General features: G+C 76.3%; 22 protein-coding genes. 9 read left to right on the top strand and 13 right to left on the bottom strand.

The features are described from left to right. Nucleotides 1–21 precede the first annotated feature (21 nt). Entirely contained in the window at nt 22–309 is a 288-nt protein-coding gene (locus tag K5O09_RS15610; protein ID WP_222170363.1) for a helix-turn-helix domain-containing protein, read from the top strand. After that, on the top strand, nt 306–1,547 hold the full coding sequence (locus K5O09_RS15615; protein ID WP_222170364.1) for a type II toxin-antitoxin system HipA family toxin: 1,242 nt from the start codon (nt 306–308) through the stop codon (nt 1,545–1,547). The genes K5O09_RS15610 and K5O09_RS15615 overlap by 4 nt, the downstream gene beginning before the upstream one ends. 72 nt (nt 1,548–1,619) lie before the next feature. Here K5O09_RS15615 and K5O09_RS15620 read toward each other — a convergent pair whose 3' ends face one another. Both K5O09_RS15620 and K5O09_RS15625 read right to left on the bottom strand, forming a co-directional pair. Then, the gene (locus K5O09_RS15620; protein WP_222170365.1) at nt 1,620–2,375 is read right to left on the bottom strand and encodes an ABC transporter permease; all 756 of its coding nucleotides are present in this window, start codon (nt 2,373–2,375) and stop codon (nt 1,620–1,622) included. A 1-nt stretch (nt 2,376) separates the two neighbouring features. Then, nucleotides 2,377–3,300: an ABC transporter ATP-binding protein gene (locus tag K5O09_RS15625; protein WP_222170366.1), complete on the bottom strand. Its 924-nt coding sequence runs from the start codon at nt 3,298–3,300 to the stop codon at nt 2,377–2,379. 77 nt (nt 3,301–3,377) lie between these two features. Here K5O09_RS15625 and K5O09_RS15630 point away from each other — a divergent pair, with 77 nt between their 5' ends. Next, nucleotides 3,378–4,037, top strand: a complete 660-nt coding sequence (locus K5O09_RS15630) for a TetR/AcrR family transcriptional regulator (RefSeq protein WP_222170367.1) — start codon at nt 3,378–3,380, stop codon at nt 4,035–4,037. 60 nt (nt 4,038–4,097) lie between these two features. Here K5O09_RS15630 and K5O09_RS15635 read toward each other — a convergent pair whose 3' ends face one another. Continuing rightward, nucleotides 4,098–4,976 carry an SDR family oxidoreductase gene (locus K5O09_RS15635; protein ID WP_222170368.1) on the bottom strand — a complete coding sequence of 293 codons (879 nt, stop codon included), beginning with the start codon at nt 4,974–4,976 and terminating at the stop codon, nt 4,098–4,100. Nucleotides 4,977–5,069: 93 nt separating this feature from the next. Between K5O09_RS15635 and K5O09_RS15640 the strand changes: the two genes are divergently transcribed. Continuing rightward, a complete protein-coding gene (locus K5O09_RS15640; protein WP_222170369.1) occupies nt 5,070–5,636 on the top strand; it encodes a TetR/AcrR family transcriptional regulator in 567 nt (188 codons plus the stop codon). A gap of 39 nt (nt 5,637–5,675) precedes the next feature. Here the strand turns inward: K5O09_RS15640 and K5O09_RS15645 are convergent, their stop codons facing one another. Next, nucleotides 5,676–6,275: a DUF2231 domain-containing protein gene (locus tag K5O09_RS15645; protein ID WP_222170370.1), complete on the bottom strand. Its 600-nt coding sequence runs from the start codon at nt 6,273–6,275 to the stop codon at nt 5,676–5,678. A gap of 244 nt (nt 6,276–6,519) precedes the next feature. Here K5O09_RS15645 and K5O09_RS15650 point away from each other — a divergent pair, with 244 nt between their 5' ends. Beyond that, a complete protein-coding gene (locus tag K5O09_RS15650) occupies nt 6,520–6,975 on the top strand; it encodes a DUF4383 domain-containing protein (RefSeq protein WP_222170371.1) in 456 nt (151 codons plus the stop codon). Nucleotides 6,976–7,167: 192 nt separating this feature from the next. Here the strand turns inward: K5O09_RS15650 and K5O09_RS15655 are convergent, their stop codons facing one another. Beyond that, complete coding sequence (locus K5O09_RS15655) at nt 7,168–7,758, bottom strand: TetR/AcrR family transcriptional regulator (protein ID WP_222170372.1); 591 nt, start codon at nt 7,756–7,758, stop codon at nt 7,168–7,170. 188 nt (nt 7,759–7,946) lie between these two features. Here K5O09_RS15655 and K5O09_RS15660 point away from each other — a divergent pair, with 188 nt between their 5' ends. Then, nucleotides 7,947–8,294 carry a VOC family protein gene (locus tag K5O09_RS15660; protein WP_222170373.1) on the top strand — a complete coding sequence of 116 codons (348 nt, stop codon included), beginning with the start codon at nt 7,947–7,949 and terminating at the stop codon, nt 8,292–8,294. A 100-nt stretch (nt 8,295–8,394) separates the two neighbouring features. Next, complete coding sequence (locus K5O09_RS15665; protein ID WP_222170374.1) at nt 8,395–8,664, top strand: GlsB/YeaQ/YmgE family stress response membrane protein; 270 nt, start codon at nt 8,395–8,397, stop codon at nt 8,662–8,664. 174 nt (nt 8,665–8,838) lie between these two features. Here K5O09_RS15665 and K5O09_RS15670 read toward each other — a convergent pair whose 3' ends face one another. Further along, complete coding sequence (locus K5O09_RS15670) at nt 8,839–9,123, bottom strand: adhesin (protein WP_222170375.1); 285 nt, start codon at nt 9,121–9,123, stop codon at nt 8,839–8,841. Nucleotides 9,124–9,505: 382 nt separating this feature from the next. Next, entirely contained in the window at nt 9,506–11,371 is a 1,866-nt protein-coding gene (locus K5O09_RS15675; RefSeq protein WP_222172911.1) for a mechanosensitive ion channel domain-containing protein, read from the bottom strand. Nucleotides 11,372–11,555: 184 nt separating this feature from the next. Between K5O09_RS15675 and K5O09_RS15680 the strand changes: the two genes are divergently transcribed. Further along, entirely contained in the window at nt 11,556–12,542 is a 987-nt protein-coding gene (locus tag K5O09_RS15680; RefSeq protein ID WP_255595731.1) for a PfkB family carbohydrate kinase, read from the top strand. 13 nt (nt 12,543–12,555) lie between these two features. Next, nucleotides 12,556–13,350 (top strand): 5'/3'-nucleotidase SurE, encoded by a 795-nt coding sequence (gene surE / locus K5O09_RS15685; protein ID WP_222170377.1) that lies wholly within the window; start codon nt 12,556–12,558, stop codon nt 13,348–13,350. On the opposite strand, the gene K5O09_RS15690 is transcribed toward surE, so the two are convergent. Genes K5O09_RS15690 through K5O09_RS15715 form a run of 6 tightly spaced genes read right to left on the bottom strand, consistent with a single transcriptional unit; the run spans nt 13,340 to nt 18,791 of the window. Further along, nucleotides 13,340–14,212, bottom strand: a complete 873-nt coding sequence (locus K5O09_RS15690) for a prenyltransferase (protein ID WP_222170378.1) — start codon at nt 14,210–14,212, stop codon at nt 13,340–13,342. The genes surE and K5O09_RS15690 overlap by 11 nt on opposite strands. Beyond that, entirely contained in the window at nt 14,209–14,544 is a 336-nt protein-coding gene (locus K5O09_RS15695) for a lycopene cyclase domain-containing protein (protein ID WP_222170379.1), read from the bottom strand. Before K5O09_RS15695 ends, K5O09_RS15690 begins: the two co-directional genes overlap by 4 nt. Further along, entirely contained in the window at nt 14,541–14,897 is a 357-nt protein-coding gene (locus K5O09_RS15700; protein ID WP_255595734.1) for a lycopene cyclase domain-containing protein, read from the bottom strand. Before K5O09_RS15700 ends, K5O09_RS15695 begins: the two co-directional genes overlap by 4 nt. Then, nucleotides 14,894–16,606 (bottom strand): phytoene desaturase family protein, encoded by a 1,713-nt coding sequence (gene crtI / locus K5O09_RS15705; RefSeq protein WP_222170381.1) that lies wholly within the window; start codon nt 16,604–16,606, stop codon nt 14,894–14,896. The genes K5O09_RS15700 and crtI overlap by 4 nt, the downstream gene beginning before the upstream one ends. Beyond that, nucleotides 16,603–17,592: a phytoene/squalene synthase family protein gene (locus tag K5O09_RS15710; protein ID WP_222170382.1), complete on the bottom strand. Its 990-nt coding sequence runs from the start codon at nt 17,590–17,592 to the stop codon at nt 16,603–16,605. Before K5O09_RS15710 ends, crtI begins: the two co-directional genes overlap by 4 nt. Further along, the gene (locus K5O09_RS15715; RefSeq protein WP_222170383.1) at nt 17,589–18,791 is read right to left on the bottom strand and encodes a polyprenyl synthetase family protein; all 1,203 of its coding nucleotides are present in this window, start codon (nt 18,789–18,791) and stop codon (nt 17,589–17,591) included. Before K5O09_RS15715 ends, K5O09_RS15710 begins: the two co-directional genes overlap by 4 nt. Nucleotides 18,792–18,919 lie beyond the last annotated feature (128 nt).

Here is an 18,919-nt window from a genome sequence, read left to right on the forward strand (position 1 = left end):
TGGTCGCCGGAGAGGGGCACCATGTCGGCCTACAGGATCGATCGACAGCTCGCCGACTTCGGCGCGCACGTCCGGGGGTGGCGCCTGGTCCTCGGCCTCACGGCCCAGCAGGTGTCGGAGCGCGCGGGCATCACCCGTGACACGCTGCGGAAGGTGGAGAGCGGCGATCCCACCGTCGGGTTCGGCAACGTCGCGCAGGTCCTCCGCGCTCTCGGCGTGCTCGACCAGGCGGTGGACGCGATCGACCCGCTCGGCAGCGACCTCGGGCGCCTGCGCGCGGATCGCCTGACGAAGCAGCGCGCGCGGTGACCACCGTCGAGGTCCTGGTCGACGGCGCGCACGGCCCGCGACCGGTCGGGCAGGCGCACGTCACGCGGAGCGCCGGTCGGCTCTCGACGACGTTCCTCTACGACCCGGCCTACCTCTCCGGCGACGGGACTCCGATCGACCCCGCTCTGCCACTGGTGTCCGGCGCCCAGCACCAGACCGGGCTCGTGCGGGCCTTCGCCGACAGCGCCCCCGACCGCTGGGGACGCAACCTCGTCATGAAGGCCGAGCGAGCTCGGGCCCGGGACGAGGGCCGCGCGCCCCGGACGCTGGACGACCTGGACTTCCTGCTCGGCGTGAGCGACGACACCCGCCAGGGCGCCCTGCGCTTCCGCCTCCCCGGGCACCAGGAGTTCCTGGGGAAGCCGGCGACCGTGCCCCGGCTCATCTCGCTGCCGACGCTGCTGCGCGCCGCCGACGAGCTCTCCTCGGACGACGACCCCGCGTCCGCCGTCAAGCAGCTCCTCGACACGGGGACCACCGGACTCGGCGGGGCCCGCCCGAAGGCCTCGGTCCGCCTCGACGACGGCAGCCTCGCCATCGCGAAGTTCCCGCACGATTCCGACCAGTGGGACGTCATGGCGTGGGAGGCGACCGCGCTCGACCTCCTCGAGAGCGCAGGGGTCCGCACGCCACCGCGCCGGCTCACCCGTGTGGGAGGCCGGAGCGTCCTGCTGCTCCGCCGGTTCGACCGCACGGGGTCCGGCGACCGCGTCGGGTACATCAGCGCGATGACGGCCACCGGCTCCCTCGACGGCGAGCAGCGGGACTACGCCGACATCGCCGCGGCCATGCGCGACCTGTCGTTCGCGCTCCGGGCGGACCACCACGAGCTGTTCGACCGGGTCGCCGTGAGCGTCGCGCTCGGGAACACGGACGACCACCTGCGGAACCACGGCTTCCTCGCCGACCACGGGTCCTGGACGCTCAGCCCGGCCTTCGACGTGAACCCCACCCCCGACCCGTTCCGACGCCGCTCCACGTCGATCATGGGAGCCGACGCACCCCCGGACGAGGCGGAGGGGCTGCTCGCGCTGGCCGGCGAGTGCAGCCTGTCCGCAGCCCGGGCCCGCGACCGGCTCGGGCGCGTCGCCGACGCACTGTCCGGCTGGCGTGACGCCGCCCGCCGGAACCACGTGGCCGACCGGGAGGTCGCCCTCATGGCCGAGTCGATCGAGCCCCGGCTGGCCTCGGTGGCCCGGGCTGCACGCGGCGGCTGAGCGCTCCCGGTCCGCACGACCCGGCCGCGGCCGCCGCGGGTCGGCGGGCGTCGGGAGGCGCCGCGCACCGCGTCAGGCGTCCCGGGTCCGCAGCGTCAGGTGCGCGGCGAGCGTCGTCCACACCGTGAACACCGCCATGACGCCGATCCCGACGAGCGGCGTGACCGACCCGACCCCGTCGAGCGTGTACGACGCCTGGCCGGCGGTGGTCGGCCAGTACGTCCCCGCGAGGTCGCCGAGCACGCCCGGCAGCCCGGGGGCGAGCGCCGGGACGAGCAGCGCGACGGCGACGACGATCGCGAGGGCGCCCGACGAGCTGCGCGTGATCGTCCCGAACGCCAGGCCGAGCACCGCGGTGAGCACCAGGTAGCCGACGGCGCAGGCGAGCGCCCGCAGCGCCGCGGCGTCGGTGAGGTCGGCGGTCGGCAGGCCGGCGGCCGCGAGCGCACCCTGGCTCGCCCCGACGCTCACGGCGACGGTGACGACGGCGGTGGCGAGCGCGACCAGCACGGTCACGGCCGCCTTCGACGCGAGCAGCAGGCCGCGCCGCGGCGCGATCGTGAGGCTGGCGGTGATCTGCCCGGTGGCGTACTCGCTGGTCATCGTCTGGGCGCCGAGGGTGGCGACGAGGATCTGCCCGACGAGGATGCCCTTGAGTCCGACCGCGACGGGGTCGAAGTCGGCGGGCAGGTCGGTCTGCCAGTCCGCGAGCAGCCCGCTGATGCCGAGCAGGCTGACGACGAGCGTGGTCACGACGGTGGCGGCGGCGAGCACCCAGGTGCTGCGGACGGTGCGGGTCTTGATCCACTCGGAGGCGAGCAGGTTCATGTCAGGCGGCCTCGTTCCCGGGGGCGGTCATGGTGAGGAAGACGTCCTCGAGGGAGTCGCGGACGTCGGTGAGCTCGGACAGCCCGATCCCCGCGGCGGCGGCGACCTGCCCGACGCGGTCGGTGGTCACCCCGGGGACCTCCAGGCGGTCCGGGGCGTCGGGGTGGGCGGTGGCGTCCAGCCCCACGCGGGTGAGCGCCGTCCGCAGCGCGTCCCACTGCGGGGTGCGGACGCGGACGCGCTCGGTGGTGTGGTCGGCGATGAACGCCGCGAGCCGCTGGTCCGCGAGCAGGCGCCCGTGGTGGATGACGACGAGGTGGTCCGCGGTGAGCTCCATCTCCCCCATGAGGTGGCTGGAGAACAGGACGGTGCGTCCCTCCGCGGCGAGGTCGCGCATGAGCGAGCGGGCCCAGCGGATGCCCTCGGGGTCGAGGCCGTTGAGCGGCTCGTCGAAGATGACGACGCCGGGGTCCCCGATCAGGGCGGCCGCGATGCCGAGGCGCTGCTTCATCCCGAGGGAGAAGTCGCCGGCGGCGCGGTGCGCGGCCCCGGTGAGCCCGACGAGCTCGAGGGTCTCGGCGACGCGCCGGCGGGGCACGTCGCCGGCGCGGGCGACGGACGCGAGGTGGTCGGCGGCCGTGCGGCGGGGGTGGACGGCCCGGGCGTCGAGCATGGCGCCGACGACGCGCATCGGGTGCGGCGTCTCGGCCAGCCGCAGACCGCCGACGGTCGCCGCGCCGCTGGTCGGGCGGTCCAGGCCCAGGAACATGCGGAGCGTCGTGGACTTGCCGGCGCCGTTGGGCCCGAGGAACCCGGTGACGACGCCGGGCCTGACCTCGAAGGACAGCCCGTCGACGGCGGTGACGGCCCCGTAGCGCTTCACGAGCGCGTGGGCCTGGAGCAGGGGCGGGGTCGCGGCTGGCATGTCGCCACACTACACCGTGTGGTGTAGTTGCTGCACGGGGCGGTGTAGCATCGCGAGGCAGAGAGCGAGGAGGACCGGTGACGGAGCTGCAGGAGCGCAAGCCGCTGCGCGCGGGGCAGGCGCACAAGCGGGCGGCGATCCTCACCGCGGCGCGGTCGCTGTTCGTGGAGTCCGGCGTCGAGCGCACGAGCATGGACGCCGTCGCCGCGCGCGCCGGGGTGTCCAAGCGGACGGTCTACGACTACTACGGCGACAAGCACCGGCTGCTGCTCGGCGTCATCGAGGACGCCGGCGAGTCCGCGCTCGCGACGCTGCGCGAGCTGGTGGACCGGCACCTCGCCGACGACGCCGTCACGACGCCGGCCGACCTGCGCGTGGCGACGGAGGGGCTCGCGGTGGCGCTCGGCCGCGGCCTGCTGCAGTCCACCGACTACCTCGCGGCCGCGCGGCTGATCGCCGAGAACGAGCCGCTGCTGCCCGAGCTCGTGGACCACCCGCTCGAGCAGGCGCACGACCAGGTGCTCGCCGAGGCGCTCGGCCGGCTCGCCGGCCGCGGCCTGCTCGACACGGACGACCCGCTGCTCGCCGCCGCCCACTTCCAGGCGCTCACGATCCTGCGGGTGCTGAACGAGCCCCCGCGCCGGCGCGCGGACGCCGCCCACGTGGAGCGGATCATGACGGACGGGGCGGAGGCGTTCCTCCGGGCCTACGCGGCGCGGAGCGACTCCTCCCGCTGACCGGCGGGCCGGGCGGTCGTCCGCGGCGCCCCACCCGCAGCGACCGCCCGGCCGGCGGCGTCAGGCCCGCGCGAGACCCGCCAGCGACGCCAGCAGCCCGAGCCCGGTCGGCTCCCACCCGTAACGCTCCCGCGTGAGGGCCGCCGACGCGGGCTGGTCGATCCCGGCGAGCGCCCCGAGGAACCCGAGCCGCTCCGGCTCGACGGACTCCACCGGCACGTCCAGCGCCCGGCCGATGGCGGTGGCGGTGTCGAGCAGGGTGACACCCTCCTCCCCCACGGCGTGCAGCACGCTGCCGCCCGGCGCCTGCTCGAGGGCGAGCACGAAGACGGCCGCCGCGTCGTCCACGTGCACGGCGGGCCAGCGCGCGGACCCGTCGCCGACGTAGCCGGAGACGCCGGCCTGCCGGGCGATCGCGGCGAGACCGGCGGCGAACCCGCCGTTCCCGTGGTCGTCGTGGACAGTCCGCGGCAGGCCGACCAGCGAGCTGCGCACGCCCTGGTCGGCCAGCGCGAGCAGCGCGCGCCCTGTCTCGGCACGGGCCCCGAGCGCGCCGCCGACGGCCGGGAGGTCCCCCTCCGTGGCGACCCGGCCGGGGACGACCGGCGTCCCCGCGGCGGAGACGAACGGGCGCCCGGTGCCGACCAGCACCGAGGACATGGCCTCGACGGCGGCCCGGTCGGTGACCACCGCGCCGTCGAAGTCGGCGAAGTCGTGGACGAAGGCGAGGTGCACCACGCCGTCCGACCCGGCCGCGGCACCCCGCAGGGCGTCGAGGTCGGCGAGGCCGGCGCGCAGCACGTCGACACCGCGCGCCTCGAGCACGGCGGCCGAGGCGTCGGAGCGCGCGAGGCCGAGCACCTCGTGCCCGGCGGCCTGGAGCAGCGGGACGACGGCGGAGCCGATGTGGCCCGAGGCGCCGGTGACGAAGATCTTCATGGGGTCCTCCTGGGTGAGGTCGCCGAGTGATGTCAGCGACTGCCGTCACCGTACTCCCTGATGTCAGCGACTGTCATCGCGTATGCTGCACCGGTGGGACGCTGGGAGCCGGACGCGCGCGGGAGACTGGCGCGCGCCGCCCTGGAGCTGTTCGACAGCCACGGCTACGAGCAGACGACGACCGCGCAGATCGCCGAGGCCGCCGGGCTCACCGAGCGGACGTTCTTCCGGCACTTCACCGACAAGCGCGAGGTGCTGTTCGGCGGCGGCCCGGAGTACCAGGAGCTGCTCGCGGCCGCCGTCGCCGGGGCGCCACCGGGCGCGACGCCGTGGGACGCCGCCGCGGCGGCCGCCCACGCCGCCGCTGCCCGGATCCAGGAGAACCCCGACGGCGTCGTCCGGCGGCAGCGGGTGATCGCGTCCCACCCGGAGCTCCAGGAGCGGGACCTGGCCAAGAACGCCGGGCTGACCGCCGCGGTCGTCCGGGCGCTGCGAGAGCGCGGGACGCCCGACGCGACCGCCGAGCTCGCCGCCGCGCTCGCGCTCACGGGCCTCGCCGTCGCGCTGCGCGACTGGGCGCGAGCCGGCGCACCGGGGACGCTCACCGCCGTGCTCGCCCGCACGCTGGCGGCGGCGGACGGGATCGGCCGCCCCACCTGACCGCGCGGCCCGCGAGGGACGCGCGGTGTCCGACCCTGGTCAGTCCTCCACGGCGCGCAGCCCGCCCAGGACCCTGTCGGTCGCCGGCTCCGCGGGACCCGACGCGGTGCGCGGCGGCGCTCCGAGCCGGGACACCATGTGCCCGCCCAGGTAGCCGGAGGCGCCCAGCACCCCACCCGCCCCGAGCGCCACCGCGACGCCCAGCCCGCGGCGCCCCCGCCGCCGGAGGAGCCACGAGGCGCCGTACAGCCCGAGGGCGACGTTGTTCAGCGCGGCGTGCGCGGCGCCGACCCGCTGCGCGCGCCGGTCCGAGACGGCCCAGTCCGCGACACCCGTGACCGATGCGGGCACGGCGGACAGGACACCGAGCCCGAGCAGCCGGTCCGCGGCGCGGTGCAACCCCCGGCCGCCCGCCAGGTCCAGCACCGTCGAGCTCACCCAGAACCCGATCGGCAGGTCCGTCAGCAGCGGGTGCGCCGCGTGGCCGAGCGGCACGCCGTGCAGCAGGCGCGCGACCCCGGGGGCCGCGCGCAGCGCGGACAGGACGGCAGGCTGCAGCCGGTCGACGGCGGCGTCCACGCCGGTCGCCTGCTCCAGCCGGCGGACGGCACGCAGGGCGGGGCTCTCGTCGGAGGACATCGCGGCTCCCGGGGTGGTTGGCGTCAGGGGCGTCGCCGTCGAGCATCACCCGGCCGGGCGCCGTCCGCACGGCGAGCGGCCCCACCCCCGCGCCCGGGTCCCGGGTCCGTCGGGATGCGACCCCCCGGGGCCCGGGTGATGCTGGACCAGCTCGATCCGCGTCGAGACCAGGCGCCCCGACACTGCACGCGATCCTCGACGACGCCGGCCAGCCGCGCCGCCGGGACGCGCGAAGGAGTCCGACATGACTGCATCCTCCCCGGCCGGCACCGCAGCGACCGCCGAGCGCCAACCGCACCAGTGGCTCGCGCTGGTGATCGGCATCGTGTACCTGGTGGTCGGCCTCGCCGGGTTCCTCGTCACCGGGTTCGACGGCTTCACCGAGCACGACCACTCGCAGACGCTCGTCGGCTTCGCGGTCAACCCGCTGCACAACATCGTGCACATCATCATCGGCCTGGCCGGCATCGCCCTGTGGTCCACCGCGTCCCGCGCACGGACCTACGGCTGGCTGCTGTTCGTCGGCTACGGCGCGACGTTCGTCTACGGGCTGATCGTCGCGAACAACCCCGACGCGAACATCCTCAACATCAACGGCGCCGACAACGGCCTGCACGTGGTGTCGGCGCTCGCCGGGCTCGCGATCGCCCTGTGGCCGCGCCGCGACCGCGACCGCACCACCGGACCGGCCCGCGCCTGATCGGGACCGGACGACGTCCGGGGGCCGGCCGGCACCGGACCACGAGGACCGCGTGGGTGGCGGACGCCGCCGGCGCGGTCCTCGCCGTCGTCGTCCGCGCCGCGGGCGGCTGACGCCACCACCCGGGTCGGGTGCACCTCCGGCGCCCGCAGCGGGGTGGCCGGTGGTCGGCGTCGGCGGGGTGGCGCGCCCTCAGCGCGCGGCGTCCCCCGCGCCGTAGCGCAGGCCGTCGACCACGAGGTCCAGCAGGCCGCGCACGCGCTCGGCCCACCGGTCGGAGTCGGGGACGTTCCACACGCAGCCCATCGCGAGCATCACCTGCTCGCCGTCGACGTCCCCGCGGACGGAGCCGTCCGCGCGACCCGCGTCGAGCAGCACGTCGAGCGCCGCGATGATGCGTGTCCGCGTCTCGGCGAACAGCGACGAGTCCGACCCGACCGCGGTGCGCAGTGCGGCGCCCATCCCCCGCTTGGTCGCCGCGTAGCGCACGAACCTCGCCATCCACTCGCGCAGGGCGTCCGCGGCGGGGCGGTCCTGCCCGAGCAGCGCGGGCGCCGCGTCGCACAGCGCGGTGACCTCCTGGCGGTACGCGGCCTCGACCAGCGCGCCCCGCTCCGGGAAGTGGCGGTACAGCGTGCCGATGCCGACGCCGGCGCGCTGGGCGATCGACTCGAGCGGCGTGTCCGGGTCCTCCGCGAGCGCCTCCGCCGCGACGGCGAGCAGCCGGGCGCGGTTGCGCGCGGCGTCGGCGCGCAGCGGCTTGGCGGCGGGTGCGGTGGTCACGGCGAATCCCCTCTTGCGAACCGGAGGGCCCTCCGGTTAAGGTTCCGGAGGAAACGAGAGGTCCCTCCGTTTCTATCCCAGGGTACGCCGCCCCCGCCGATGCGTCGACGCCGCGCGACCCCGCCCCGGCCCGCGGCAGCCGCCGCGCCCCGGACCCACACGACCGCCCCGCTCGATGGAGGCACCCCATGGCCAGCACCTTCCGCGGACTCACCTTCGACGCCTACGACGCGCACGCCGTCGCGCTGTTCTGGGCCGCCGCCCTCGGCCGGGACGTCGCGCCCGGCGCCAGCCCCGAGCGCGCCGAGGTGACCGCCGACACCGGCGCGCCCCGGCTCGCCTTCGAGCGCGTCCAGCCCGGCGGCGTCGTCCGCAACACCCTGCACCTCGACCTCGTCACCACCGACCTCGAGCGCGAGTCGGAGCGTCTCGTACGCCTCGGCGCCCGGCGGGTCGGCACCGTCGGCGGGACGGCCCGGTGGGTCAGCCTGACCGACCCGGAGGGCAACGCCTTCGACCTGGTTCCGGCCGCCTGACGCTCCCCCCACCTGCAGCTGAGCAGCGCTTCCGGATGCGGGACGCCGCCAGGCGTGCGACGGTCGTCTCCGACCGCACCACGTCACCTGGAGGTGTCCGATGGGATTCTTCGCATTTCTGCTGCTCGGCTTGATCGCCGGCGCGATCGCCAAGGCGATCCTCCCGGGCCGTCAGGCCGGAGGGTGGTTCGTCACGCTGCTGCTCGGCGTCGTCGGCGCCCTGCTGGGCGGCTGGCTCGGCAGCGTCCTGTTCGACGCCCCGCTCGAGGAGTTCTGGTCCCTGCAGACCTGGCTCCTCGCGATCGGCGGTTCGATCATCGTCCTGCTGATCTACGGCGCCCTGACCGGACGCCGGGGCGCTCGCGCCTGAGCGTCCGCCCCCCAGGGGGCACCGACCCGGCCCGGCGCTGGTGGGAGACCACCGCCGGGCCGTGCCGGGCACCGGCCGCACGGTGGGACACCGCACGGCACGGCACCCGGCACGACGAGGGCTCGCACATCCGCACCAGCGGCTGCGCGAGCCCTCGTCGCCGTCCGGGGGGCTTCAGGCCTGCGGCGCCAGCGTGAAACCCGGGCTGCCGGCCGCGGAGGGGTCCGCGTCGAGCGTGAGGTCCGCGAGCGCGGTCGCCGTCTCCGGCGGGACGAACACGGTGGCACCGTCGGAGGCGATGACCTCGTCCCCCGGCACGGCCTCCGGGACGAGGGCCAGCTCGAACGATCCGAGCTGCTGCTGCGACTCGGCGATCCGCAGGCCACCCGAGTCGGGCAGCCCGGCACGGGTGGTCAGGTCGCGGACGGCGGTGCTGGCGTTGTCGGTCAAGGTGAGCACAGGGGCTCCTCTCGTTGCCGGTGGCGGCCGGGACACCAGGGGCGAACCGGCCATCGGTCCCATCCACCGTCGACAGGATCCGGACCCGCTGCAACCCGGCGTCCGCTGGGCAAGACCACGGGTGTCCGCTGCGCGGAGCCCGGTGGACAGCGGCGCGACCGGCAGGGATGCTACGCGCCCACGCACCCCAGCCCCGCCCGCGCACCCAAGCCCCACCCACGCACCCAAGCCCGCGCCCGCGCGCGCAAGCCCGCGCCCACAACCCCGCATGCGCGCCCACAGCCCCGCATGCCCGCCGAGAGTCCAGGACTCGCCCGGGTTCCCGGCCGCGCCCCGGCGTGTCCTGGACTCTCGGTCACGGCCCGCGAGGCCGCGGAGGGCGTCAGCGCGGGTCGCGCGGGGCGCTGCGGACCGACCGTCGGGTCGGGGGCTGGGCGGCGCCCTCACCGGCCGACCGGTCCTGGTCGGCCGGTCCGGGTGCGTCCTCCCCGACGGCCGGCAGCACCATCGTGCCTGGCCCAGCCGGGTCGATGAGCTGGGTCTCGTCCGTCCGCGGCACGCGGACCTCCGTGCCCGGCTCCCGGGCGTCTGCCGGTGTCGCCGACGGGTCCGGCGCGTCCGCGCCCGCCTCCGCACGGGAGCCCGACGCGGGCGGGGGCGCGGGCCGGGCGGCGTCGTCCACGGCCGCGCCGGTCAGCGCGCCCGACCCCGTCGGAGCCTCCGAACGGACCGGCTCCTCGTCGCGCGCCACGGCGCCGGCCGGAGCGCCCGACCCCGTCGGAGCCTCCGAACGGGCAGGCTCCACGGCCTCCGGGACCGTGCCCGCCGGTGCCTGCGGTGCGCGGTCGTCCGACCCGTCCGGCACGTCCCCGGCCGGCGGAGTCGCGGCGGGCACCGCCGCCGTCCCGGGCGCCGCGACGACGCCCACGGTCCTGCCGCCGGACGTCCGCCCCGCGGGCGCCTCCTCCTGCGCGCGCGCCTCGGCGGCGTGCTCCTCCCGCTCGGCGATCACGTCCTGCCCGGGGCCGGCGAACGACCGCGAACGCTCCAGCGCCTCGACGCTCCCGGTGAACAGGCGGGCGTCCTGCTGACCGCCCTCGGGAGCCGCGGCGAGGGGACCCGGGCCCTCCTCGAGCTGCGCGCGCGGCCGGTCGCCGACGGGCACCTCGGCACCACGGGTCGTCTCGATGCGGGTGCGGGGCAGGCCCTGCGGGGCGGACCGCTGCAGGTACGCCACGAGCCCCTCGCGCAGGTAGCAGCGCAGGTCGAACAGCGTCGGGGCGTCGGCGGCGCTGGCCAGCGCCCGCAACCGCACCACCCCGTTGACGGCGTCGGTGACCTGCAGCACGCCGACGCGGTGGTCCCACAGGTCGGTCGCGGCCAGCAGGCGGTTGAGCTCGGCGCGCAGGTCGTCGACGGGCACCTGCCAGTCGACGTCGATCTCGACGGTCCCCAGCAGCTCGGCCGCGCGGCGGGTCCAGTTCTCGAACGGGGTCTGCGTGAAGTAGGTCGACGGCAGGATCAGCCGGCGGTCGTCCCAGACGTGCACGACGACGTAGGTCAGCGTGATCTCCTCGATGCGGCCCCACTCGTCCTCGACGATCACGACGTCGTCGACCCGGATCGCGTCGGTGAAGGCGAGCTGCAGGCCGGCGAACACGTTCGCGAGGCTGCTCTGCGCCGCGAGGCCCGCGACGATCGACAGCACCCCGGCGGACGCCAGCAGGCTCGCCCCGAACGCGGACACCCCCGGGAACGTGAGCAGCACGGCCGCGGTCGCGACGATGACGAGCACCGCGACGGTGATGCGGCGCAGCAGCTGGATCTGCGTGCGGACGCGGCGGGCGTGGCGGTTGTCCTTCACGTCGACCCGGTAGCGGGACAGCGCGGCGTCCTCGACGACGAACGCGAGGGTGCCGACCAGCCAGGTGACGGCGACGATCAGCGCGATGAGCAGGACGTGCCCGGTGAGCCGCATCCAGCCGGAGGACTCCCAGGTGCCGTCCGGCACGGACACCCGCAGGGCGATCCAGGTCGCGATCACGACGAGCACGGCCCGCAGGGCGTGCTTGGACCGCCGGGCCAGGTCGGCGGCGATGACGGACTTCTTGGCGACGGAGCGCACCAGGGCGCCGATGACGACGGCCACCAGCAGGGCGGCGACGACGGCGCCGGCGACGGACAGCACCGGGACGAGGACGTCGCGGGCGGTGTCGGCGGTCTCGGACTCGACGGCTGCAGGGATCACGGCGCCCATCCGACCACGCTCACCCCGGGGCCCTCCACCGCAGCGGGCGGCCGGCGCGGAGCCTGCGCACGACCTGCACACCCCAGCGGGGCCCGCAGCAGCCACCCGTGGGGGCGCGTCCCGGACGTGCGGGCCGTGTCCGCGCACGTCAGCATGGGATCCCCAGGACGCCCGGAGGAGTGCCGTGCCGACCAGCCGCAACCCGCGCGTGTGCGTGCTCGCACCCACGCCGATCCTCACCGTCACGCTCGAGAACGGCTCCGACGACGCCACACCCGAGATCCACGTGCACCCGGGCGGCCAGGGCCTCTGGGTGGCGAGGATGGCGTACTCGCTGGGTGCCGACGTGGTGGTCTGCGGGCCGTTCGGCGGCGAGGTCGGCACCGTCCTGGGCCACCTGGCGGAGGTCGAGAACCTGCGGGTGCGCCGGGTCTCGTACGCCGGCGGGAACGGCGCGTACCTGCACGACCGCCGCGGTGGCGAGCGCGCCGAGCTGGCGTTCATGCCGCCGGCCCGCCTGGACCGCCACGAGCTCGACGACCTCTACGGCACCGTCCTGGTGGAGGCGCTCGACGCGGACGTGTGCGTCGTCACCGGCGCCTACCCGACGCCGCTGCTGCCCCCGTCGTTCTTCGGCCGGCTGGTCGGGGACCTGCGGGCGGCGGGGGTGCGCACGGTGGCGGACCTGTCCGGGAAGGCCGCCGTCGCCGCGGCGGAGGCCGGGGCCGACGTGCTGAAGATGTCGCACGAGGAGCTGGTCGAGGCGGGGCTCGCCGTGGACGACTCCGTGGCGTCGCTGCGCGCGGGCGCCCGGCGGCTGCTGCGCGAGGCACCGGCACCCCCGGACGGCCACGACGCGGACGGCGTGCCGGCCGGGCAGGTCGGCGCGATGCTGGTGTCGCGCGCCGCGGAGCCGGCGTTGCTGGTGACGCCGGAGGGCGTCGCGGAGATCGTGCCCCCGTCGGTCACCACCGTGGACCACCGCGGGGCGGGCGACTCGATGACCGCGGGCACGGCCGTCGGTGTCGGACGCGGGCTGCGGCTCACGGAGGCCGCCCGGCTCGGCGCTGCGGCGGGGGCCCTGAACGTCACACGGCGCGGGCTGGGGACGGGCCACCGGGAGCAGATCGAGCGGTTCGCGGAGCAGATCACGGTCCGCGAGATCGACTGAGGAGGGAGCGGCCGTGCGGGTGCTGGTGACGAACGACGACGGGATCGAGTCCCCGGGGCTGGCCGTGCTGGCGCGGGTCGCGCTGGACGCCGGGGCGGACGAGGTGGTGGTCGCGGCACCCGCGCGGGACTCGAGCGGCGCGAGCGCGGCGCTGCTGGGCGCCGAGCGGGACGGCCGGCTCGTGGTGGACCGGCAGGACGCCCCCGGCCTGCCGGGCGGGGTGGCGTCGTTCGCGGTGCGCGCGGCCCCGGGGATGATCGCGTTCGTCGCGGCGCACGGCGGCTTCGGCCCGAAGCCCGACCTGGTGCTGTCCGGGGTCAACCGCGGCGCGAACACCGGGCACGCCGTGCTGCACTCCGGGACGGTGGGGGCGGCCCTGTCCGCCGCCACGCACGGCATCCGCGGGATGGCCGTCTCCCTGGCGGACGCCCGGCCGCAGCACTGGAGCACCGCCGGCCTGTACGCGCGCCACGTGCTGGAGTGGATGCGGGACCGCCCGCACCTGCCCGACCGGGTGGTCAACCTCAACGTGCCCGACCGCCCCGCCGGCGAGGTCCGCGGTCTGCGCCGGGCACCCCTGGCGGCGTTCGGCGCCGTCCAGGCGCGGGTGCACGAGGTGGAGCACGGCAACCTGATGCTGACGTTCTCGGAGCACCAGGCCTCGCGGGAGCAGGACACGGACGCCGGCCTGCTGCTGCGCGGCTGGGCCACGGTGACGCTGCTGCACGCGCCGGCGTTCGACGCGGAGGCGGACCTGCCCGAGTCCCCGGGCCCGTTGCCGGGCGTGACCGACGCCGTCAGCCCGTGAGCGCCACCGCGATCAGCAGCATCGTCACGAGGAACCCGACCACGAGGTTGAGCCAGAGGAACACCCGCCAGCCGGCGTTCGCCCGCTCGCAGTCGTCGTCCCGCACCGCCCAGAACCGCGCCGCGTTGGCCGCGTAGGGCAGCGGCAGCACGGCGGCGAGCCAGCCGGGCCACGGCAGCGCGAGCAGCACGGCCGCCGCCAGCACGTACGCCGCCGTCGCCCCGACGACCGTCGCGTGCGCCCCGAGCACGGTGGCGACGGACCCGATGCCGCCCTCGCGGTCCGCCCGCACGTCCTGCACCGCCCCGAACGCGTGCGACGCCATGCCCCACAGCACGAACGCCGCCAGCACGGGCCACACCGAGCGCGACCCGAGGTCGGCGCCCACCAGCACGAGCGCGTACAGCAGCGGCCCGACGAAGTGCATCGCGGAGGTCGCCGAGTCCAGCACCGGGCGCTCCTTGAACCGCAGCACCGGCGCGGAGTAGGCGACGACCAGGAAGACCACGACCAGCAGGGTCACGGCGGCGGCCACGGAGCCGACGGCCAGCAGCCAGACGAGGAACGGCAGCACCGACAGCCCGGACGCCCACAGGATCCGGCGGTGCACCGCCCGGGCGGCCGCCGGGTCGACCAGGGCGCCCTCGATGCCGCCCTTGCGCGGGTTGCGCAGGTCGGAGGCGTAGTCGAAGACGTCGTTCACGCCGTACATCAGCAGGTTGTACGGGACGAGGAAGAACAGCGTGCCGACGACGAACGTCGCGTCGACGCGGCCCCCGGTCGCCAGCAGGTAGCCGGCCGCGAACGGGTACGCGGTGTTGACCCACGAGAACGGCCGCGAGGCCGCGAGCACCTCCCTCACGCGCCCTCCCCCGGCGCCGCGGTCGGACCCGCGCCGACCCGCCGCGCCTCCCGGCCCTCGAGCACGGTCCACAGCACCGGCATCGCCAGCGCCGCCGCGATCGCGTACGCGAAGTCCTCCAGCGGCGCTCCCCAGAGGTACACGCCGAGGATCTTGTCCTCGTCGAAGACGTAGAGGTCGGCCGCGATCATCACGGTGTCGAACACCATGGTCAGCAGGCACAGGTGCAGGGCCGTCCAGACCAGCGCGCCCGTGCGCATGCGCCGCAGCACGCGCCAGGACACCGCCGCGAGCGTCAGCAGCACGAGGACGTTGAGCACGATGTTGGTCACGGAGCGGCCTCCTCGCCCCGGAACCGCTCGCGCAGCGCGGACTGCCGGTCGAGCCAGCGCCACCCCAGGAGGGCGACGTAGCAGAGCAGCGTGAGGAACACGGCCTCCTCGACGGGCAGGTCCGGGGCGAGCAGCAGCCCGGTCATGTGGGGGCTCTCGCCCCGGGAGAAGATGCCGAGCAGCAGCCCGGCGACGTCCCACAGCAGGAACCCCGCGACCCCGGCCGCGAGGCAGAGCGCGGTGCGGCGCGGATGCGACCAGAACGCGAGCCGGAACCTCCGGTCGATCAGCGCGAGCCCACCGAGCGACAGGAGCAGCGCGCCGAGGTAGGCGAACCCGGTGAGGACGGTCACCGGGCCCCCGCCGGCTCGCATCCGTCCGGCTCGGGCTCCTCGCCCGCGAGCACGGCCGCCCACGTGCCGCGCGGTCGGGCCGCGGCGAGGAAGCCCCGGCGCAGCGGGGTGGGCAGCGGGCGCGGGGAGGTCTCGCCGAGCAGGCGCTTGGCGACCAGCTCGGCGCTGATCAGGCACATCGGGAGCCCCACGCCGGGCACGGTACCGCCCCCGACGTGCAGCAGGTTGGGCACCCGCGGGGAGCGGTCCCCGGGGCGGAACATCGCGCTCTGACCCAGGGTGTGTTCCATGCCGAGGGCCGTCCCGCGCCAGGCGGAGAAGTCGCGCGCGAAGTCCGCGGGCCCGACGACGCGCCGGGTCACCACGCGGTCCCGCAGGCCGGGGATGCCCGCCCAGCGCGCGACCTGGTCCAGGAACCGGTCCGCGTACGCGTCGAGCTCCGCCGGCCCGTCCGGGCCCGCGCCGATCGACGGGTCCGCGGGGAAGGGCACCAGCACGAAGAGGTTCTCGTGCCCGGGCGGGGCGGCACCGGGGTCGGTCGCCGTGGTCCGCGACACGTACAGCGACGCCGTCTCCGGGACGTGGAGCCGGTCCACCGGCACGGGCCGCACCGTCGGCCCGAGGATGGCGTCGAAGTTCCCGGGCCAGTCGCGCGTGAAGAACAGCGAGTGGTGCGCGAGCTCCGGGAGCTCGCCCCGGACGCCGGCCATCACCAGCAGGGAGGAGATCCCCGGCGCGCGGTCCTCCCACCAGGACTCCGGCAGCGTGCGGTGCTCGGGCGGCAGCAGCGCCGTCTCGGTGTGGAACAGGTCCGCCCCGGACACCACGACGTCGGCGGGCACGAGCTCCCCGTCCGCGAGCCGGACGCCGCGTGCCGTGCCGGTGCGGCGGGGGTGCCGGACGCTGCGCGCCGCCGGGTCGACCTCGACCCCGACGACCTCCGCGCCGGTGCGGATGGTGACGCCCTGCGCGACCGCGAGCCGCTCTATCGCCTCGATGACGGTGTACATGCCGCCGCGCGGGTACTGCACGCCGTCGACGAGGTCGAGGTGGCTCATGAGGGAGTACAGCGCCGGTACCCGGTACGGCGACGAGCCCAGGAACACCGCGTGGTAGCCGAGCACCTGCCGCAGCACGGGGTGGTCGGTGGTGCGCGCGACCTTCTGCGCGAGCGACTGGGTCAGCAGCGAGGCGAGCGTGCCCGCGCGCCGGGCGACGTCCGCCGTGACCGCGCGGTCCGGCCGCTCGAACGTCGTGTAGAGGAAGTGGTCCAGCGCGGTCCGGTACGCCTCGGTCGACTGCTCCGTGTACCGGCGCAGGGCGTCGCCGGCGCCGGGCTCGAGCCGATCGAAGGTGGCCCAGTTCTGCTCGGGGTCGGCGGTGACCTCGAACGGCTCGGACGGCGCGTCCGGGCCGAGCGCCGGGTCGGGCTCGGGGAACAGCCGGTACGCCGGGTCCAGCCGGACCAGGTCGACGTGGTCCTCGACGCGCTCGCCGAGCAGGGCGAAGAAGTGCGCGAACACCTCGGGCATGAAGTACCACGACGGGCCGGTGTCGAACCGGAAGCCGTCGACCTCCCGCGTGCCCGTGCGGCCCCCGACCCGGTCGTGGCGCTCGAGCAGCGTCACCTGCGCCCCGCCCCGGGCGAGCAGGGCCGCGGCGGCCAGGCCGCCGATCCCGCCGCCGACCACGACCACCCGACCCGTCACGCCGCACCTCCGTCGTCCCTCGCCGCAGGCGCGGGTGCGCCCGTCGTCGTCCCGTCCGCGGGCGCGGTCCCCGCCGAGGCGGTCCCCCGGCCCGGTACCGCGTCCGCCGCCTGCGCCGCGAGCGTCCGCACCAGCACCGCGACCTTGCGCGGCGTGCTCACCCGCACCCGCGACGCCAGCACCCGCTCGGGCGGGGTCGCGGCGAGCTCGGCGAGCAGCCGGTCGTACAGCGCGAGCGTCGCGGCGACGGCCGCCCGGGGCCGGCGCGGCAGGCGCGGCAGCGCCGCGCGGGCGCGCACCAGGTCGTCGCCGATCTCCTCGAGGATCTCCCCGAGCTGCGCGTCGGTGGGGCCGGTCGCCGGGACGCCCGGGAAGTAGCACCGGCCGAGCTCGCCGGCGTCGGCCCCGAGGTCGCGCAGGAAGTTGATCTTCTGGAACGCCGCGCCCAGCGCCCGGGCGCCGGCCACGGTCGCGTCGTCGGGACGGCGGACCGCCTCTCCGGGACGCCGGTCGGTGTTGAGGAACACCTGCAGGCACATGAGCCCGACGACCTCGGCGGAGCCGTACACGTACCGCTCGTAGGACGCGCGGTCGTGCACCCGCACGGTGAGGTCGGCGCGCATGGACGCGAAGAAGGGGTCGACCTCGGCGTGCCCGATGCCGACGCGGCGCGCGGTGCGGGCGAACGCGTGCACGACGAGGTTCGTCGACCACCCGGACCCGAGGGCCCGGCCGGTCTGCGCCTCCAGCTCGTCCAGCAGGGCCGCGGCGTCCGGGCCGCCCCGGGTGTCGACGACCTCGTCGGCGATGCGCACCAGCGCGTACACCGCCTCGATGTCCCGGCGGGCGCGCGGGCCGAGCAGCCGCGTGCCGAGGCCGAACGACGTCGAGTAGCCGGCGAGCACGGCACGGCTGGCCCGCGCGGCGGTGCGGTCGTAGAGCGCGGCCGACTCCGCACGGACGCCGGCACCCGGCGTCGCGGTCACGGGGTCGTCCCCGCGACGACCGCCACGAGCGACCCGAGGTACGCGGCGAGCGCCCCCGGGAGCCCCTCGTCGGCGGTCGTGGTGGCGGTCCGCAGCGCGTCGGCGCGGACCAGTCGCGCCTCGTCCAGGGCACCGGACCGCACCATGACCTCGCGGACGCGGCGGGCCTCCGCGTCGGTGAGGTCCGGCCGGCCGACGGTGGCGTCCAGCACCGCGCGGTCGGCGGCGTCCGCGCGGAGGTAGGCGAGGCGCAGCAGCTCGGTGCGCTTGCCCTCGCGCAGGTCGGAGAGGGTCGACTTGCCCGTGACAGCCGGGTCCCCGAACACGCCGAGCTCGTCGTCCAGCAGCTGGAAGGCCACCCCGAACGCGGTGCCGAACCGGTCGAGCACACCGAGCACGCTGTCGTCCGCCCCCGCGAGGAGCGCCCCGGCGGCGAGCGGTGTGCAGCAGGAGTACACGGCGGTCTTGAGCTCGGCGACCCGCAGCGCGTCCACCGCGGTCGGGCCGTGCAGGCTGCCGGTCACGTCGAGGAGCTCCCCGGCCACCGTCGTGTCGACCGCGCGGGCGAGGTCCTGCACGACCCGCAGGCGCACCTCCGCGGGCGCGGGCGCGGCGGCGACGAGCTCGAACGCGGCAGCGAGCGCGACGTCGCCGCCCAGCAGGCCGGCGGCGAGCACCGGGGCCTCCGCGGCCGGGCCGGTGACGCCGTTCGCCGCGAGCCGCCGCCGCGCGCTGCCGGTCACGTTGGGGCGTCCACGGCGGGTGTCGTCGTGATCGAGCACGTCGTCGTGCACGAGCATGGCCGTGTGCAGCATCTCCTGCGCCGCCGCGACGGGCGTCGCGGCGGCCACGTCCGTGCCGCCGAGACCCAGGTAGGCAGCCAGCGTCAGACGCGGGCGCATGAGCCGTCCGCCGATCTGGTCGCCCACCGCCCGCCAGAGCGCCGCGTGCTCGGCCGCCAGCTCGCGGGCACGGGACCGGCGCCGTTCGACCTCGTCGACCAGCAGCAGCCGCACCTCGGCCAGGCCCTGCTCGACGCGGTCGGCCAGGTCGTCGGCGCCGGCGGTCGCGGGCAGGACGAGCCGCGTCGCCGGGGCGTCCGGGGCCAGCCCGACGCGCGCGGGCGCGTGCGTGCCGTCAGCCGTACTGCGTGTCCTGCGCACGCGTCCTCCCCTGGGCTCGAGCGAGATGCTCAGCATACTGAGCACCTGCCCCCGCACCACCGACGGTGCGCGCTTCTGCCCCGCACTCTGCCTCATCGGGCAGCTCTCCACGTGCACGTCGGCCGCTTCGGCCGCGCCGGATCCCGCAGCAGGCGGCCTGCCGG

Source organism: Cellulomonas sp. C5510 (assembly GCF_019797765.1).
Taxonomy (GTDB): domain Bacteria; phylum Actinomycetota; class Actinomycetes; order Actinomycetales; family Cellulomonadaceae; genus Cellulomonas.

Excerpts from the sequence above, each read along its gene's own strand:
- K5O09_RS15610 (WP_222170363.1), top strand. The coding sequence starts at position 22 with ATGTCGGCCTACAGGATCGATCGACAGCTCGCCGACTTCGGCGCGCAC.
- K5O09_RS15620 (WP_222170365.1), bottom strand. The coding sequence starts at position 2,375 with ATGAACCTGCTCGCCTCCGAGTGGATCAAGACCCGCACCGTCCGCAGC.
- K5O09_RS15625 (WP_222170366.1), bottom strand. The coding sequence starts at position 3,300 with ATGCCAGCCGCGACCCCGCCCCTGCTCCAGGCCCACGCGCTCGTGAAG.
- K5O09_RS15635 (WP_222170368.1), bottom strand. The coding sequence starts at position 4,976 with ATGAAGATCTTCGTCACCGGCGCCTCGGGCCACATCGGCTCCGCCGTC.
- K5O09_RS15645 (WP_222170370.1), bottom strand. The coding sequence starts at position 6,275 with ATGTCCTCCGACGAGAGCCCCGCCCTGCGTGCCGTCCGCCGGCTGGAG.
- K5O09_RS15650 (WP_222170371.1), top strand. The coding sequence starts at position 6,520 with ATGACTGCATCCTCCCCGGCCGGCACCGCAGCGACCGCCGAGCGCCAA.
- K5O09_RS15660 (WP_222170373.1), top strand. The coding sequence starts at position 7,947 with ATGGCCAGCACCTTCCGCGGACTCACCTTCGACGCCTACGACGCGCAC.
- K5O09_RS15665 (WP_222170374.1), top strand. The coding sequence starts at position 8,395 with ATGGGATTCTTCGCATTTCTGCTGCTCGGCTTGATCGCCGGCGCGATC.
- K5O09_RS15715 (WP_222170383.1), bottom strand. The coding sequence starts at position 18,791 with ATGCTGAGCATCTCGCTCGAGCCCAGGGGAGGACGCGTGCGCAGGACA.